15 protein-coding genes are annotated in these 15,111 nt (G+C 49.5%); 9 read left to right on the top strand and 6 right to left on the bottom strand.

Going from position 1 to position 15,111, the window contains the following annotated elements:
- The 3 genes from NWE92_04365 (at window position 1) to NWE92_04355 (ending at window position 1,029) form a co-directional block, all read left to right on the top strand.
- On the top strand, window positions 1-444 hold the full coding sequence (locus NWE92_04365) for a universal stress protein (GenBank protein ID MCW4028864.1): 444 nt from the start codon (window positions 1-3) through the stop codon (window positions 442-444).
- Window positions 445-457: 13 nt separating this feature from the next.
- Window positions 458-625, top strand: a complete 168-nt coding sequence (locus tag NWE92_04360) for a hypothetical protein (GenBank protein MCW4028863.1) — start codon at window positions 458-460, stop codon at window positions 623-625.
- Window positions 626-708: 83 nt separating this feature from the next.
- The gene (locus NWE92_04355) at window positions 709-1,029 is read left to right on the top strand and encodes an ATP synthase subunit C (protein MCW4028862.1); all 321 of its coding nucleotides are present in this window, start codon (window positions 709-711) and stop codon (window positions 1,027-1,029) included.
- Between the two features lie 77 nt (window positions 1,030-1,106).
- On the opposite strand, the gene NWE92_04350 is transcribed toward NWE92_04355, so the two are convergent.
- On the bottom strand, window positions 1,107-2,615 hold the full coding sequence (locus NWE92_04350) for a geranylgeranyl reductase family protein (GenBank protein MCW4028861.1): 1,509 nt from the start codon (window positions 2,613-2,615) through the stop codon (window positions 1,107-1,109).
- A gap of 116 nt (window positions 2,616-2,731) precedes the next feature.
- Window positions 2,732-5,563: a pyruvate, phosphate dikinase gene (gene ppdK, locus NWE92_04345; GenBank protein ID MCW4028860.1), complete on the bottom strand. Its 2,832-nt coding sequence runs from the start codon at window positions 5,561-5,563 to the stop codon at window positions 2,732-2,734.
- Between the two features lie 140 nt (window positions 5,564-5,703).
- Here ppdK and NWE92_04340 point away from each other — a divergent pair, with 140 nt between their 5' ends.
- Both NWE92_04340 and NWE92_04335 read left to right on the top strand, forming a co-directional pair.
- Entirely contained in the window at window positions 5,704-6,378 is a 675-nt protein-coding gene (locus NWE92_04340; protein ID MCW4028859.1) for a DUF47 family protein, read from the top strand.
- Between the two features lie 7 nt (window positions 6,379-6,385).
- Window positions 6,386-7,294: an anion permease gene (locus tag NWE92_04335; GenBank protein ID MCW4028858.1), complete on the top strand. Its 909-nt coding sequence runs from the start codon at window positions 6,386-6,388 to the stop codon at window positions 7,292-7,294.
- On the opposite strand, the gene NWE92_04330 is transcribed toward NWE92_04335, so the two are convergent.
- The 3 genes from NWE92_04330 to NWE92_04320 form a co-directional block, all read right to left on the bottom strand.
- Window positions 7,291-7,431, bottom strand: a complete 141-nt coding sequence (locus NWE92_04330) for a hypothetical protein (protein MCW4028857.1) — start codon at window positions 7,429-7,431, stop codon at window positions 7,291-7,293. The two genes, NWE92_04335 and NWE92_04330, sit on opposite strands and share 4 nt — an antisense overlap.
- Window positions 7,432-7,481: 50 nt before the next feature.
- Entirely contained in the window at window positions 7,482-7,859 is a 378-nt protein-coding gene (locus tag NWE92_04325) for a response regulator (protein ID MCW4028856.1), read from the bottom strand.
- A 777-nt stretch (window positions 7,860-8,636) separates the two neighbouring features.
- On the bottom strand, window positions 8,637-9,272 hold the full coding sequence (locus tag NWE92_04320) for a hypothetical protein (protein ID MCW4028855.1): 636 nt from the start codon (window positions 9,270-9,272) through the stop codon (window positions 8,637-8,639).
- 1,032 nt (window positions 9,273-10,304) lie between these two features.
- On the opposite strand from NWE92_04320, the gene NWE92_04315 reads away from it, so the two are divergent.
- Window positions 10,305-10,805, top strand: a complete 501-nt coding sequence (locus tag NWE92_04315; protein ID MCW4028854.1) for a DNA-binding protein — start codon at window positions 10,305-10,307, stop codon at window positions 10,803-10,805.
- 1 nt (window position 10,806) lies between these two features.
- Here NWE92_04315 and NWE92_04310 read toward each other — a convergent pair whose 3' ends face one another.
- Window positions 10,807-12,366 carry a glycosyltransferase family 39 protein gene (locus tag NWE92_04310; GenBank protein ID MCW4028853.1) on the bottom strand — a complete coding sequence of 520 codons (1,560 nt, stop codon included), beginning with the start codon at window positions 12,364-12,366 and terminating at the stop codon, window positions 10,807-10,809.
- A gap of 19 nt (window positions 12,367-12,385) precedes the next feature.
- Between NWE92_04310 and NWE92_04305 the strand changes: the two genes are divergently transcribed.
- The 3 genes from NWE92_04305 to NWE92_04295 all read left to right on the top strand — a co-directional run bounded on the left by NWE92_04305 (window position 12,386) and on the right by NWE92_04295 (window position 15,067).
- On the top strand, window positions 12,386-12,529 hold the full coding sequence (locus tag NWE92_04305; GenBank protein ID MCW4028852.1) for a hypothetical protein: 144 nt from the start codon (window positions 12,386-12,388) through the stop codon (window positions 12,527-12,529).
- Window positions 12,530-12,696: 167 nt separating this feature from the next.
- Window positions 12,697-14,391, top strand: a complete 1,695-nt coding sequence (gene metG, locus NWE92_04300) for a methionine--tRNA ligase (GenBank protein ID MCW4028851.1) — start codon at window positions 12,697-12,699, stop codon at window positions 14,389-14,391.
- Complete coding sequence (locus tag NWE92_04295) at window positions 14,348-15,067, top strand: CehA/McbA family metallohydrolase (GenBank protein ID MCW4028850.1); 720 nt, start codon at window positions 14,348-14,350, stop codon at window positions 15,065-15,067. Before metG ends, NWE92_04295 begins: the two co-directional genes overlap by 44 nt.
- Window positions 15,068-15,111 lie beyond the last annotated feature (44 nt).

The following is a 15,111-nucleotide window of genomic DNA, read 5'->3' as shown; positions in this document are numbered from 1 at the left end:
ATGAAGTTCAGTGCTGAAACCATAAAAAAAATCTTAAGCCCCACCGACGGATCCGACTATAGCGTACACTCCGCTGAATACGCTCTAGGCATAGCAAAAAACCACGACGCTCAAGTGACCTTTGTCTACGTCATCGACGAAGTCGTCCTTGACCGCTTCAGCAAATTGGCTGAGCGAGAAAACATTGAACGGGAACTCAAAGAAGACGGACAACGCTACATCAACTACCTCATGACATTAGCTGAGAAGGCAGGCGTAAAAGCGACATCAATAATCGTGAAGGGTAGACCGTTCGAGCAGATTGTGCATTTAGCCAACGGTTTGAACATGGATATGATTGTAATGGGCACCTATGGACATCGAGGATCCGATCGCATCTTGATGGGCAGCGTCGCCGAACGCGTCATCGAATATGCACATTGCCCTGTGCTAGTCGTAAAATGATTGGTTGATTGCAGTGAGTGCCAAAGATAAACTGGATGCTGACTACAACGGGCTTAATTTGAAAGTAGAACAGACCGCCCAAGAAGAAATCCAAAAAATACGACAAAACCTCGAGGCATTAAAAAATCAAGCGAATTTGATCTATCAAACTCTACTTCAGTCATCATCAGATGAAACGTGAAAGCGGTAACTAAGAAAAAGTTAAATAGGTAACTCGACGTGTGCCTTGTTAATGGAGTAAACATAACAATGAAACCAAAACTGTTGTTATTTGTTATACTACCGCTAGTACTTTTACCTCTCATGGGCTTTGCCGCTGCAGTAACCGTCCAAACGGTACAGAACCAAACCACCACAACCGCCGGTGGAAACGACAGAATCGCCATCGCCGTCAGCGCCGCCGTAGCCATTAGCGTTCCAAGTATTGCTGCTGGACTCGCAATCTCTTCTGCTGGAAGCGCCGCAATCAGTGCCTTAGCAGAGAAACCTGAAACCTTCTTCCGAAGCTTCCTGATTGTTGCGTTGGCTGAAGCTCTGGCAATCTACGGCTTAATTATGGGTATATTGCTCTGGTTACAGCTATAGACTTAGCCGCAATAACCAACCTGCTTGGCTCTCTCGCAACAAACAAATTTTTTATTTCTTCAATAAGCTAGGCGATTTTATGTTTGAGGCTCTGTTTTGGGTTTCTGTTTATCCTCAACTGTTTGCTTAGCGGCTGACGCAGCTGAACCCGCCAAATTCGCGGTTGCATCCAATCCTAAAAACAACGCCGCAAAAGGGTTACGGATCACAACCTCTGCAACCGCAAAGCCCGTTTGGATTAGGTTCTCCGCTGCTTGGGGCAGCTTGGCGGGGGCTCCTAGGATATTCTTAACCGTTGATACACCCATTGATAAGGCAGCCGTTTCAAGCATTCCTATTATGGCTTGGGCAGTTTCTTTTTGGTTGGGAAAAATCATTCCAGAGAGGATACCGCTGGTTAAGCGTGCATATGCGGGGTCGCCTCGGCTTTTTTCACCCATCATGTTTAGCCAATGCAGTCCTATGGGGGTGTGGTTGCGGTTGAGCAGCATTCCCAGCATCAAAGCCCCTGCTTCAAAACCGTAACCAAACTCGTTCACCACCTGCTTCTCGTAAGCAGACAGCGCTTGAGCGGAGTAGTTGCCTTGGCATGATTGGACAGTTTGGGCTGCCCAGCGCCCACTTTTCAGAGCCATCTGAAGAGTTTCGCCGTTATAGGGGTTCGCAAGACCCGCTGCTTCCCCCACCAACAGAACCCTGTTTCCTACCAGCTTTAAGGATCCATTGGGTAATGTAAAGGTGAACACCTCTATGTCGCCTTTTAGTCGGGCATTTTCGAGTCGCCGTTTCATGCCTGCGTCGGTTTGAATAAGCTTGAGAAGTAGGTCTTTGGGGTTTTCTGGTTGGGGTTTCGCGTCAAGGATTATGCCTACGCCGACGTTGGCTTCGGTTTTGCCGCTTGGAAATAACCAGCTATACCCAGGCATAGAATCCGCGCCATAAAACACGTTGGCCTCATTAGGCAACCCAGCTACATCCTTGAAGTAGCCGCGTGCAGCCATAGCCTTTAGCTTTTTTGTGCTTTCACCGCAGAGCAGACCAGCAACCACAGAGTTGCATCCATCGGCACCAATCAAGAGCCGACACCGAAAACTCTGCGTCCCCTTCGAGGTGGATGCATTAACTTTTACACCTGTCGCGTCCACGCTGTAACCAGTGACTTGGTAACCCTCCAAAACCTTCGCGCCCACCCGCATAGCAACCTTCACAACCAAGCCATCCAAAACCTTCCGCGAAACTACATAGGCATACCGTGGCAAATCCTCAACGTCAGGGAACAAACCTGAAGCCAACGGTTCCCCACTCAAGTATATGGTGGCGCAGTCTATGACGTGGGCTTCTTTAACCGCAGGGGTGCTCGTGATGCCGAGAGCATAGAGTTCTTTTAGGGCGCCGGGGCTTAGGAAATCGTCACTTATTTTTACACGAGTTCGAGCTTGGTCCAAAACTAGCACGTTTAAACCGGAATTAGCCAAATAGTAGGCGGCGGTTGCTCCTGCAGAGCCTGCGCCGACCACGAGTACGTCACAGTCAAACTCTGAGTTGGAGGAGTTGGGGTCGGTTGGTTCTTGGTGGGTTAGGGACATGGTTTTTCTCCGTTTTAGTTAGGTAGCTGTGTTTAGTTTAAGAAGTTGCCGCTAACCCGATCACCTTTTAGGAAATCACTGCATAAAAAAAGTGAGCGTATGAGATGACTTGGGGGTTACTTGTAGGGTTTCAAGATGCCTCTCTTCTCTTTGATGCTGGCTTGCGCCGCCGCCAACCGCGCCACCGGCACCCGATAAGGCGAGCAGCTTACGTAGTTGAGTTTAATGCGGTGACAGAACTCAACTGAGCTGGGCTCGCCGCCGTGTTCTCCGCAGATACCGATTTTTAGGTCGCGCCGTGTTTTTCGTCCCCACTTCACCGTAATCGCCATCAAGCGCCCCACGCCTTTCACGTCTAAAATCTCAAAGGGATTATCTTGTAGGATTTTGTGTTCATTATAGAAGGGCAAGAACTTGTTTTCAGCGTCTTCGCGGCTGAAACTAAAGGTGGCTTGTGTGAGGTCGTTGGTGCCGAAGCTGAAGAACTCAGCCAACTCCGCCAACTTCCCTGCACGCATGCAAGCCCGAACAACCTCTATCATGGTTCCCACCGAGTACGGTACATCGATGCCTATTTTTTCCTTGACGTGTTGTTCTACGCGGCGAATCATGCCATAGACACGTTTGAGTTCTTGACTTGTGCAGACCTGCGGAATCAAAATTTCCACTTTCAGGGGCATCGACTGCTTCATCAACTCGCCCGCCGCCAACAAAATCGCTTCAACCTGCATCTCATAGATTTCGGGGTAGGTTATGCCCAATCGGACACCACGGTGCCCCAGCATCGGGTTAACTTCTCGTAGCATACGGATTTTTTGGAGTGTCTCCATCTTCTTTTTTAGTTCCTCAGACTGCAACTCGGCAAGGTTGGAGAGCGTGCGTTCGCCGCTAGTGAGTACAGGTTCAAGGGAGGGGTCTACGCTTCGAAGCACCTCAGGGATACTGCAGATGTTGGATAGAGATTCTTGGCATCGCTGGAGGGTTTCGATTTCGCGTTCGATGGTTTCTTCGCAGGGCAAAAACTCATGCAATGGAGGGTCAAGCAAGCGAATGGTGACGGGGAACCCCTGCATCGCGGCTAGAATCGCAATAAAATCGGTTTTCTGCAGGGGCAACAGCTTCTGTAACGCTTCTAATCGTTCATCGGGGTTGTCGGCTAAAATCATATTCTGGAACAGCCCAATGCGGTCAGATGCGTTAAACATCCGTTCGGTGCGGCATAACCCGACCCCTTCAGCGCCAAAGGTAAGCGCGCGTTCAGCGTCGGCGGGGGTGTCAGCGTTTGCGCGGACGCCGAGCCTGCGGAACTCGTCAGCCCAATCCAGCACTCTGTGCAGGTCATCGCTGATTTCGGGCTCCACCATAGGAATTTCCCCTAACCAAACCTTACCCGAAGCCCCGTCGATGGTGATTACTGAACCCTCAACAAGCTTGTTGCTGCCTATGATGGCGCTTTTTTCGTATTGGTCAATTTTGATGTCGCCAGCGCCTGAAACGCAGGGTTTACCCATCCCCCTTGCAACGACAGCCGCGTGGCTGGTTTTGCCGCCCACCGACGTCAAAATTCCCTGAGCAGCAAAGAAGCCGTGTATGTCTTCGGGTTTGGTTTGTTCACGTACCAAGATGACTTTTTTGCCTGCCTTAGCTTGCCGCTCAGCTTCATCTGCATCGAACACCGCTTCGCCTGACGCAGCTCCTGGAGAAGCCCCCAATCCAGTGGCTATGGGGGTGATGGTGTTGGTTGGGTCAATTTGGCGATACATCAACTGCGTAAGCTGACGCGGGTCAAGCCGAAGCAACGCGTCTTCTTTGTCCAGTAAACCCTCGTTGACCATGTCTACGCTGGTTTTTATGTTGGCGGCAGCGTTCATTTTGGCGTTGCGAGTCTGAAGCATATAGAGTTTGCCCTCTTCTATGGTGAATTCCATATCTTGCACTTCACGGAAATGGCGCTCCAGCCTTGCACGGACCTTTTGGAGGTCACGGTAGTTTTGAGGCATGGTTTTTTGCATTTCAGCAATAGGTTTGGGGGTTCGGATGCCGGCGACTATGTCTTCTCCTTGGGCATGGTCAAGGTAGTCGCCGAAGAGGACGTTTTCGCCTGTACCAGGGTCGCGTGTAAAAGCAACGCCTGTGGCGGAATTTTCGCCCATGTTGCCAAACACCATGGTTTGTACGGTGCAGGCGGTGCCGTTGGCGATGTTTGGGGTTATTTTGAATTCTCGACGGTAATCTACGGCGCGTTTGCCATTCCAAGAAGCAAAAACTGCTTCGATTGCCATAAAAAGCTGCTGATGTGGGTCTTGCGGTACAGGGTTTTCCGTAACCTCCTCGATGATGTGCTTAAAGGTTGAGACCAGCTCTTTCATGTCTTGAGCGGTTAATTGGATATCTTGAGTGGCGCCGCGCTCTTTGCGGAGTTCCTCCATAGCCTGATGAAAGCGTTCTTCTTCCACGCCAAGTACGATTTCGCCAAAAAGCGAGAGAAAACGCCGATAAGAATCCCAGCCGAACCGTTCATCCCCGCTACGCCGAATAAGCCCCTCCACCGTCACGTCATTTAAGCCTAAATTAAGCACCGTATCCATCATGCCAGGCATCGAGATGGCTGCACCGCTGCGCACTGAAACCAGAAGCGGATGGTCAGCGTCTCCGAACCCCCGTTTCATGCTTTTCTCGACCTCAACCATGGCGGCATATACTTCGCGGCGGAAGCCCTCGGGGAACTTTGAGACATGCTCAAAATATTCCAAGCAGGTTTGGGTGGTAATCACAAATCCAACTGGGACGGGTAAGCCGATTTGGGTCATCTCGCAGAGTCCTGCGCCTTTGCCGCCTAGGAGTTTTTTGTCTTTTCCGTTGCCTTCTTTGAAGAGGTAAACGTGTTTTTCGGGGGGTTTGGTTTGAAGGGGTATGGGTTCTACGTAGCTTTGGCTTGATTGTTCAATCAAAACTTAAAATCCCCACGTAAACGTGCAGGGGATGGTGAAATAAAGTTATGTGACTGTAAACTAAAGCCTACAACCAAACCTATTCTGCCTGTTTCGCAGGGTTAATATGGCAGCCGAATTCTTTCCTTTTGATTGCGATGAAGAATTTTAAGGGTATCTTGGTGCTAGGCGAACGAAACATATTCAGCGGGTTATCCCAAATCCTCACCAACGCAGCTGAAGCTAACGCCACCCTAAAAATTATGTTTCAAAACACCCAAAACGACCAAGCCTTAACCGAGAACATGCATACCATTCGAAGCATAGAAAAAAAATGCGACGAGATAGCCCTAAATCTTAGTGAAAACATAACCAGCGGCGCCATCAGCCCCAATATAATCGATGACCTCATCGAATGCGTCCACAACGCCGACGACATAGTAGACCTGCATTTTTACTTAAGCCGAGAGCTTACCCGCATGGCTAAGGCAGACGCTAAAGAATTCGCAGTACACCCCGAAGCCGAATGGGTAAGCGTCTATCTACAGTTGATGGGGCTGGCGGAGCAGATGCTTGGCAAGTTGCAAAAAATGCTCACCAATAGCAGTATTCCTACGATTTTGCAGTTGCATAAAGAGATTGAAGCTCTCGAAGAGCAGGGCGACGACATCAAAGACGCGGGGTTTGATAAGTTGTATGCAATGGCGCCTAAGCTGCATTTTCTCCAGTTCTATCATTACAGCGAGTTGATGCATAAATCCGACGACGTATTGGATGAATGCGAAGACCTCGCCGATAACCTTGTTTCAGTGGTTTCCTCAATCATTAAGTGATCCCCCGATGTTGTGGCTTTCAATTGTCCTGTTAATTTTGGTGTTTGTAGCCGTGATGCTGGTGGCAGGCAACAACCTTTCCGCCTGCGTGGGACCAGCCGTGGGCTCAAGAATCATCAGCCGACGCTTCGGGGCGCTAATAGGCGCGGTAGGGTTCTCGGTGGGCTTGCTAGTTCAGGGTGCAGCCATGATTATCTCGGTGAATATCTTGCTTCCGACGCCCTCGCCGACGTTGCAGGCAGAAGCGTTACTAGTAGCCATACTGGTCTTTGTTATTGCGTACCGTTTTAGGGTGCCTATGTCTTTGAATATGTCTTTGGTTGGGCTGTTGGCGGGTATATCGATTGCCCAAAACATGCTGGTCAATGCGCCCTTCATTTTTGAGGTCGTCTTGACATGGATCTTTGCGCCCCTAATCGCGATTGGAGTGGCGTTTGGGCTTATGCGTTTACTCAATCGAGGGTATCCTACTAATTTTTGGCGCAGACTCCAAGCCTACAAGGTGCTGCTGATTGTACTGTCCTTTTCCACGGCATATGTGATGGGCGCAAACACATTGGGATTGATTGTTGCGGTTGGTGGATTTGATGTTTGGACAATTATAGTTGCGGTTGCGGCGGTTTTTGTGGGTTGCTTCTTTCTCTCGGCTGGTCCGATTCGCCGCATTTCGCAGGAAACCTTTGCGATGCGCTACGCCAACGCCACAACCACGCTGATGACGTCTACGGTGCTGGTTGAGGCTGCAACGCTGTTTAGCATCCCGCTTTCAGTTACGCAGGCAACTTCAGCGGCGATGTTTGGCACAGGCGTATCCTATAAGACCAAGTTGGTGTCTGCAAAGCCGTTTCTAAAAGTAGTTGCAGGCTGGGTTGTCGCGGTTCTGGTAAGTCTGGTCATCGGTTTGCTGATTGGTTAGTCATCGATGGATTCAAACATGGGTTTGCCGCAGCACCAAGGCGCTTTTTCCACGTTGCGTTTGGCGTCGCCGGTGCAGGAAACTTCGAATTCTGAACGGATTTTGCGTCCACAAACGCTGCATTGAAACGTTGGCATAACCTCTAACCTCAGAGAGGAAGCGTAGGCATGGATTATAAGAGTTGCCGCTATGGTTCGAGGTTGCGGTGCTTAATTTTGGTGTCAATTATGCTCAGTAGCCGCGCGGGGTCAATTGGTTTAGCTATGAAAGCATCTGCGCCGTGCACGGTATCTTGCAGGTATGTTTTGCCTGTGAGAACGATTTTTAGGGTGTCGGTTGAGGATTTTTCTATGTATGGGAACAGCTCGGTGCCCTCCATGTCGGGAAGACACAAATCAATGAGGGCTACGTCGAAGTGGGCGGTGGACAGTTTTTGTTTGGCGTCTTTGCCTTCTTGAGCGAGGGTGACTTGGTAGCCTTTGCGTTCAAAAATCCGCTTAAACACTTGCAGAATGGCATAATCGTCGTCCACGATGAGCACGCTATACTTGGGGGGTGCAATCAAGTCAAAACCTCCTTTGTTTATTTGTTGCGGGCAAAACTTGGGGACACTATGGTTGGTGGGGCAGAAGTAGCGTCTATGTAGACAGGTGTTGTCTTAGGAAGTTTTCGTGCTTAAATCTTCCTTGGACCCAGTTTGTTGCCCGTTATGTTTGTATCCTTTTAGTTAATTTCAGCGGGTTAGCATATATGTGCTTGTGGTTGTGCCAAGTCTACAACAAGCCGCTATCCTAGAGCAGCCGCTAAACACCAAAAAACCGCTTAAATGGGCAGCGCTGACGCGTGAGAGGATTTTTATTTGATGCAGCCCATAAACAGAAGGACTCTTGGATTAGAAGTAAGGTTAACTTAAGCGCAAACGAAAAACTTCAGGAAGAGAGAGGGGGGAGAATCACTTCGTCTGCGTTTTAAGTTAACCTCTTGGGCTGACTATCATATGTACAGCTTGTGAAATAAATAACAGTGTGATTGTACAGCTACAACAACAGCCTAATAACCCTGAATCTGCACAAAAAAAATTTCACGAAAACATGAGTTTAGGGGGAGAACTCAAAAAAGGGGGTTAAGCGGACCTAGCCGCGCGCCAACCTCGACGGGACGAAAAAGCAGTTGAAACGCCCGCATCGGGTTAGCAGCCAGACCCGCCCAACATCTCAGGCACCAACACTCCATTCCACACGATACATGTCCCTAGTTTCCATCATGGGATAAAAGGAAATGTTGGCTTCAACCTGTGGCAACAAGCGATATATGACGCACCGCATAACTTGCGTGTACAGAATCAGGCGTCTTTTTTGCGGCTAAAGCTCCCATCCTTCGGGTAAAACAGCACATCGCCGATTTGCACTTCGGGAAACTCCTTGTACTTACCGCGATACTCCTCCACTTTCTCCTCAAGTACCCGCTTAAACTCCTCGAACTCTTCTTGGGTTTGGCATGTTAACTGAACCTCCGCTAACAATTCTTCCTTGGAGAGCGAGCCTATCATTTTGCGCCGCAATGCGCCGCCCATCATTTTACGGTAACTGTAGCCTTCATAGAGGTAGGGGTCACCAGAGAAACCCATACCACGGAGTGCCTCTGCGACGGCGCTGGGAAGCGCGTCCCAGTCGGGGTAGGCCAAAAACTCGTAGGGCTCCGGCACATCGCCTTTGCGTTTGGGTTTTGGGGTTCGCCAGACCCATGGTTTATGGTCTGGAAACTCGGTTTGTGAGCCTTCTTCGGGTTCGGGCTTAGCAGAAGATTTCACAAACCCTGCTTGCGGCTCAAAAATGTCGCCTTTCCTAAGAAGAAAACGCAATGCGCCTTGGTCGGGGACTTTGCTGGCTTCAATCATGCCTAAGCCGTTTGCGTTCTGTTGCTTCTGAATCCAGTAGAGTGCTTCTTTTCCACGTTCTTGGATTGATTTCTCTGACATTGCTTCCGTTCGCCCCTTTTTCTAAAGTGCCTTTGAGGGGCTAATTTCGCTGAGAGGTAAATAAATTTCTATCCTCAATCACACTTGGATTTTTGTGAGGCTATTAAAAAGTGGGTTTTGTTGATAAAAAAAGCCAAACCAACAAGAAAAAAATTAAAAAAATAAACAATCGCTAGCCGTTTTACGTGAAATTAACGGTAAGTATTTATAGCGTAACAAACAGAGAGAACCGTTAAGATAGTTGCCTAAGAAAAAGGGCAATATGGGATAAATTCGGCATAACTGGCTCCCTTGAGTCACTTGAGCCTTTCATCCTTGACCCCCCGGTCTTGCCCCTTCTTAGGCTGCTATCAATTAGCCTTCCATCCGCAATTTACATATTTAAAAATTGTTAACACAAACCTGATTAGCCCGCTTGGTAAGGGCGTCAGCGCAAAAAAGGGTTTGCGAACAAAAATGATAGCAAAAGTGCAAAAGAAGTATCGTGTCTTATTTTTTCTGACAGGCGTTTTTGTTTTTTGGAGGAAGCCGGTTTTGGGTGAGGGCTGGTTTGAATAGTTCGTTACAGTTGAGGCATTGAGCAAAAGTTCGCCAAAGCGCTTAAATAGTAAATTAGTGTCTTCTACAAACGATATTACTAGTCAGTAATGTCGATTGGGTTGTTTGGGACGTTGCAACCTGAGCCACAAATGGAGACCACCATTCACATCCCCGGACCAGTAACCTAGCTCCCGGAGACCACACCCGAGCGCCTCCACAAATAGCCCAGGCAACACAGCCCCAAACAACATTTGAACCAAAGAACCTATTTGGACACTAATATCCAAACCATGCAGAAACGATATAGGGAAGGGGCTTTGCAGGGCGGGCATATTTGGATCCTATTAGAGGTTCTATGCAGAAACCTAAGAGGGGTAGGTAACTATTGGCGCAAAACAAGCGCATTAACATGTTGAAAACCAGTAGAAATCTTTCCGCCATAAATAATGGAGGATGCACCCTCAAGGCGCGTTCCAAAACAGCCAGCGCCACTTGAAGTTTTTTATACCCGAATACACACCGCATAAACCCAAAGAGGTCAACCTGTTGAATTACACTCAAGCAGCTCTCGGAAGAATCTTCATCCTCCGACTCCACCACAACGAATGCCTCCACGAAGTTATCGAAAAATTCGCCGCAGAACAACAAATCCAAAGCGCACTTTGCTTCTTTTTAGGCGGCGGACAAAACCAGAGCAAGCTGGTTGTGGGACCCAAAGACGGCGACGTCATACCCCCCGAAATCATGACCACCCTGCTGCGGGGCGTGCATGAAGGCTGCGGCGTCGGCACCATATTTACTGATGAAACAGGCACTCCCAAGCTGCATATGCATGCGAGTTTTGGCAGAAACGAAAACACCATCACGGGCTGTGTTCGGTTGGGTGTGGATGTGTGGCAAGTCGGCGAAGTAGTGCTCTTAGAATTAACAGGTAGCTCAGCTAGGCGTATGCGCAATAAAGAAAACGGTTTTGAGCTTCTCGAAACCCCATAGCTTAGCCTAAGAAGCGGACGAGGAAGAGTCGGGTGCCGCTGCTACCATAGAAGTCTCCCCAGAAAGGTCTTTCGTTAGGGTCATCAAATCTACCACTGTCGAAAATCATCTGTTTAACTTGAGTATAATCTAGTGTGGTGTTGAAGAATTGGTTGTAGATGCCGAAATCAAAGAGGATTATGTATTTCACGTTCCGCTCCTTACAGAGATGAACGAATTCATCGATGTTAAAGTCAGGTTTGAAGGCGTCTACGGCTAATGCTGGGTATTGCCAGATTTGATCACTGGACATGTTGGCTGGCAAATAGAAACGGAACATGTCTTGGTCGAGCAGGTTAAAGGCACATACGAGCACTGCAGACTGGTTTGCCTCAAGATGGCTTGCAAGATATCGGGTAGCTTCTTGGATGGGGATATGATTTTCATCGCGCACAGTCATCTGGTAGGCTTCATAGCTGCTGTAAACTACGGTGGATGCGATGATGCCGATGAAGAGTATGGCGGCGAGTTTCTTTATTCGGACGCCTTTTAATCCGAGTTGACGGGGCTTCCATCGGCTGATTTTACCGTAGAGGAACAGGATGAAAACGGCGGCGGAGACGGCGAGTATGGGGAACAGGGGCGTAACGTAGCGCCATTGCCTGTTGGAGATAAACGTGAAGAAGACGTAAACCACGGCGAACCATGTGAGGAAAAAGATGTCCTGCTTGCTTCTGCGGTACGCGAATAGGCCTAGCCCAGCTAACCCTAAAATCAAGATGGGCAAAGCGATGGGGTGCACGGGGATGTCGTTGAAGGGCCAAGTCATCTCGACAAGGTAATAAACGGGAAGTGGCTGGAAGCGGTTGCTATATGCGGGTCGGTCTTGTCCGCCTTCACTCATGACATATTGGATGGTTTCAAATTTTGTGAAGCCATTATAGTGATAAATCATCAAAAACCACGGCGCAACCACACAAGCCACAATGATTAGAATGACGAAGAATTTGGTTAGGGTGAGTTTGAGGCGTTTGCGGCACAAAAACAGGATGCTTAGCAGCATGGCAAGCGCGGCGACGATGATTTGGTACTTTGCCAGCACCCCGATGCCTAACGCTAATCCGCTTAAGAGTAGGGCTTTGTTGGTGTCTTTGTTTATCCACCGATAAAACGTAAACATCACAAGCGTGAAGAAGAAGATAAGCGTGGTCTCAAGCATGGTGACGCGGCTTAGCCAAAAGAACCCCGGCATGGTGCCCAAGAGGATGCTAGCGGCAAGCGCGGTTTTTTGGTTGTAGGTGGTTTTGGCGAATTCATAGACCAAAACTATGGCGAGTAGCGAGAAGGTGACTGCGACAATGCGGCCTGCATCTTGGTTGACGCCTAAAACGCTGAAGGATAGGGTGGTGGCGAGGTCAAAGACGGGTGGGTAGTAGCCGTAGGTGGTCATGTAGTCCCACCATTGCCACCGCGACAACAATGTAGCGCCATAAAGGTGGGGCATTTCATCCCACTGCACCGACATGTAACCCAACTGATAGAGCGCCGCGCAGACAAAAAGCACCAAAAACACCAGCAACATCAAGCGGTACTGATGCTTTTTGGCGAAGTCAACTGCGTTGCGTCTCCAGTCTACAAGTCTGGTTTTAGATTGCGCGGAGACAGAGGAGGTTTGGGTGATGTTGGGTGACCCCTACGTTTATGGAGACAAAATTAGGGTTGCAGCTAAAAAGAGTTTGCGATAACCCAACCCACGTCTAAGCAGAAGGCATCTTGGCAACCTTTTTGTTGTATATAATTTAATTAAGGAAAGGGTCTCAGACTATCCGTCCCAGCGGGCAGATGGTTTCTTTTCTGAGTATAGCAATTTTAAATAGTTCGACACAGAACGATTGTGTTGGAGAATCGTCTCTTGCCACAAAATGTCCTCGTAACCAGCGCTTGGCCATACATCAACGTAACCCCACACTTGGGCAACCTCGTCGGCTCCGTCCTATCCGCAGACGTGACCGCCCGATATTACCGCCTCAAAGGCGACGACGTGTTGATGGTAAGCGGCTCCGACACACATGGCACCCCCATCGAGGTCGAAGCTCTCCGTCAGCACATAACCCCCAAAGCGCTCACCGACCGCAACCACGCCAAAGTTGCCGAACTCTTTCAACGCTGGGACGCATCTTTTGACAACTACACAAGCACCGAAAGCCCCACTCACAAAGCCTTCGTGCAGAAAACGCTTCTAGAAATCCAAAAAAACGGCTATATCTTTAGCCAAGACACACAGATGCTCTACTGCGAACATGACCAACGCTTCCTCCCCGACCGATTCGTCGAAGGCAAATGCCCCTACTGCGGCGCTGAAAAGGCACGCGGCGACCAATGTGACATCTGCGGCAAACTCCTCGAACCCACCTTGCTGGTGGAGCCTTATTGTGTTATCTGCAAAAATAAACCCGTAATCAAAACCACAAGGCACTGGTACATTGACCTCTCCAAACTCGAAGAGCCCCTGTGCCAGTATATTCGCGACAATCAACAGCTTCCAGCTAATGTTAAAAACTTCAGCCTCAACTGGATAAAAGAGGGACTCAAACCTCGCGCAGTGACTCGTGACATCGAATGGGGTATCCCTGCACCGTTTGAAGGTGCTGAGGGCAAAACCATCTATGTCTGGGTTGATGCAGTTTTGGGCTACGTCTCCGCCACCATAGAGCAGTCCCAACGTTTGGGGCAACCTGAAAAGTGGCGCGACTTCTGGTTCAATAAAGACGCGCGCACGCTGTATTTCGTGGGTAAAGACAACATCCCCTTCCACACCATCATCCTCCCAGCACTCCTCTTAGCGTCGGGACAAGGCTACAACCTCCCCTGGAACGTTTCCGCAACCGAGTTCCTACAGTTCCGCGGCCAAAAAGCCTCAAAAAGCCAACGCGTCGGCATCTGGATTGACGAAGCGCTGGAAATGTTCCCCGTCGATTACTGGCGTTTCTTCCTCATCGCCACCCGACCTGAAAGCAAAGACACCAACTTTACTTGGGGCGCGTTTGCGGATAAAATCAACGCTGACCTCAACGACACCTACGGCAACTTCATCCACCGCACTCTCAGCTTCATAACAAGCAAATTCAACGGTGAAGTCCCCGCGCCGACTAAACTTGATGCCGACGACGAAGCAGTGTTGCAATGCGTTAAAGAGAAGGTGGCGCAGGCAGCAAAAGAAATCGAGGAAGGCTGGCTTCAATCTGCAGCTAACACCCTCATTGCCTTAGGTCGTGTCGGCAACCAATATCTCAACACGAAGGAGCCTTGGAACCTGATGAAAACTGACAAGGAAAAAGCAGGCACCATCTTCTATGTGGCGGCACAGGTTGTGAAGGCATGTGCAGTGGTTTCCGAACCGTTTATGCCCCAAACCGCCCAGCAACTTTGGCAAACCCTCCAACTCGCGGGCTCCGTGCATGAGTACCGATGGGCCGACGCATTGGCGCCGATGGAGGCTGGTCACAAAATCCAAAAGCCTCAGCCCCTGTTCCATAAGGTGGAAACTGATGAGGCGAAGCTCGATGAGCAGTTGGCGCAGATTCGCTCAAAGGCGCCGCCTAAATAGGAGCAGAAAGATGCAGATTATCGCTGACCTACACGTACACACCACCTACTCCAAAGATTCCCTTATAACGCCTAAAGAACTCATTTTTTACGCTAAAAAAAGGGGCTTAAACGCGGTCGCCGTCACCGACCACAACCACCTCGCAGGCGCCTATCAAATCGCAAAAGACCACCCCGAATTTTTCATCCTCCCAGGCATGGAGGTCTCCAGTAGCGACGGCCACATCGTAGCCCTAAACGTCTCAGAACTTATCCCCCGGGGTTTAAGCGCCGTCGCAACCGTCGAGAAAATTCACGCCGCAGGCGGAGTCGCCATCGCTTGTCATCCTTATGTTTACTTTAAGGGGTGCCTTCGTGATCACGTCTGTGCAAGCTTCGACGCCATTGAAGTGATTAATGCACGTGCGTTTCCTTTCAAAAACAGCATCAAAAAAGCTCAAGAGGCTGCAGAGCGGCTAAATCTTTCGCGCGTGGCAGGTACAGATGCGCATTATGGTCCTCAAATCGGTTTTGGCTACACCATAATTGAGGCTGAGGCACCCACTGTGGAGGCAGTCTGTAAAGCCATTGTGGAGGGGCATTGTTCGCCGCATGGTCAATCTGTGCCGCCGTGGCTTAACATGGAACAGCAAGTTCTGCGTTTGAGACGGATGGTAAGAAAATTTAGCAGTCGCTGAATAAGGGCTGTCTATTTATCTGCAAAAAAAGGTTTTGCGTTGTT

This window comes from Candidatus Bathyarchaeota archaeon, from assembly GCA_026014745.1.
In the GTDB taxonomy this organism is placed as follows: Archaea; Thermoproteota; Bathyarchaeia; order Bathyarchaeales; family Bathycorpusculaceae; genus Bathycorpusculum.
Note: the sequence above shows the minus strand (reverse complement) of the source record. Positions and strands in the feature narration are given on the sequence as shown.

Coding starts and splice junctions, on each gene's coding strand:
- NWE92_04365 (MCW4028864.1), top strand. CDS start 1: ATGAAGTTCAGTGCTGAAACCATAAAAAAAATCTTAAGCCCCACCGAC.
- NWE92_04350 (MCW4028861.1), bottom strand. CDS start 2,615: ATGTCCCTAACCCACCAAGAACCAACCGACCCCAACTCCTCCAACTCA.
- NWE92_04340 (MCW4028859.1), top strand. CDS start 5,704: ATGAAGAATTTTAAGGGTATCTTGGTGCTAGGCGAACGAAACATATTC.
- NWE92_04335 (MCW4028858.1), top strand. CDS start 6,386: ATGTTGTGGCTTTCAATTGTCCTGTTAATTTTGGTGTTTGTAGCCGTG.
- NWE92_04330 (MCW4028857.1), bottom strand. CDS start 7,431: ATGCCAACGTTTCAATGCAGCGTTTGTGGACGCAAAATCCGTTCAGAA.
- NWE92_04320 (MCW4028855.1), bottom strand. CDS start 9,272: ATGTCAGAGAAATCAATCCAAGAACGTGGAAAAGAAGCACTCTACTGG.
- NWE92_04310 (MCW4028853.1), bottom strand. CDS start 12,366: ATGTTGCTGGTGTTTTTGGTGCTTTTTGTCTGCGCGGCGCTCTATCAG.
- NWE92_04295 (MCW4028850.1), top strand. CDS start 14,348: ATGAGCAGTTGGCGCAGATTCGCTCAAAGGCGCCGCCTAAATAGGAGC.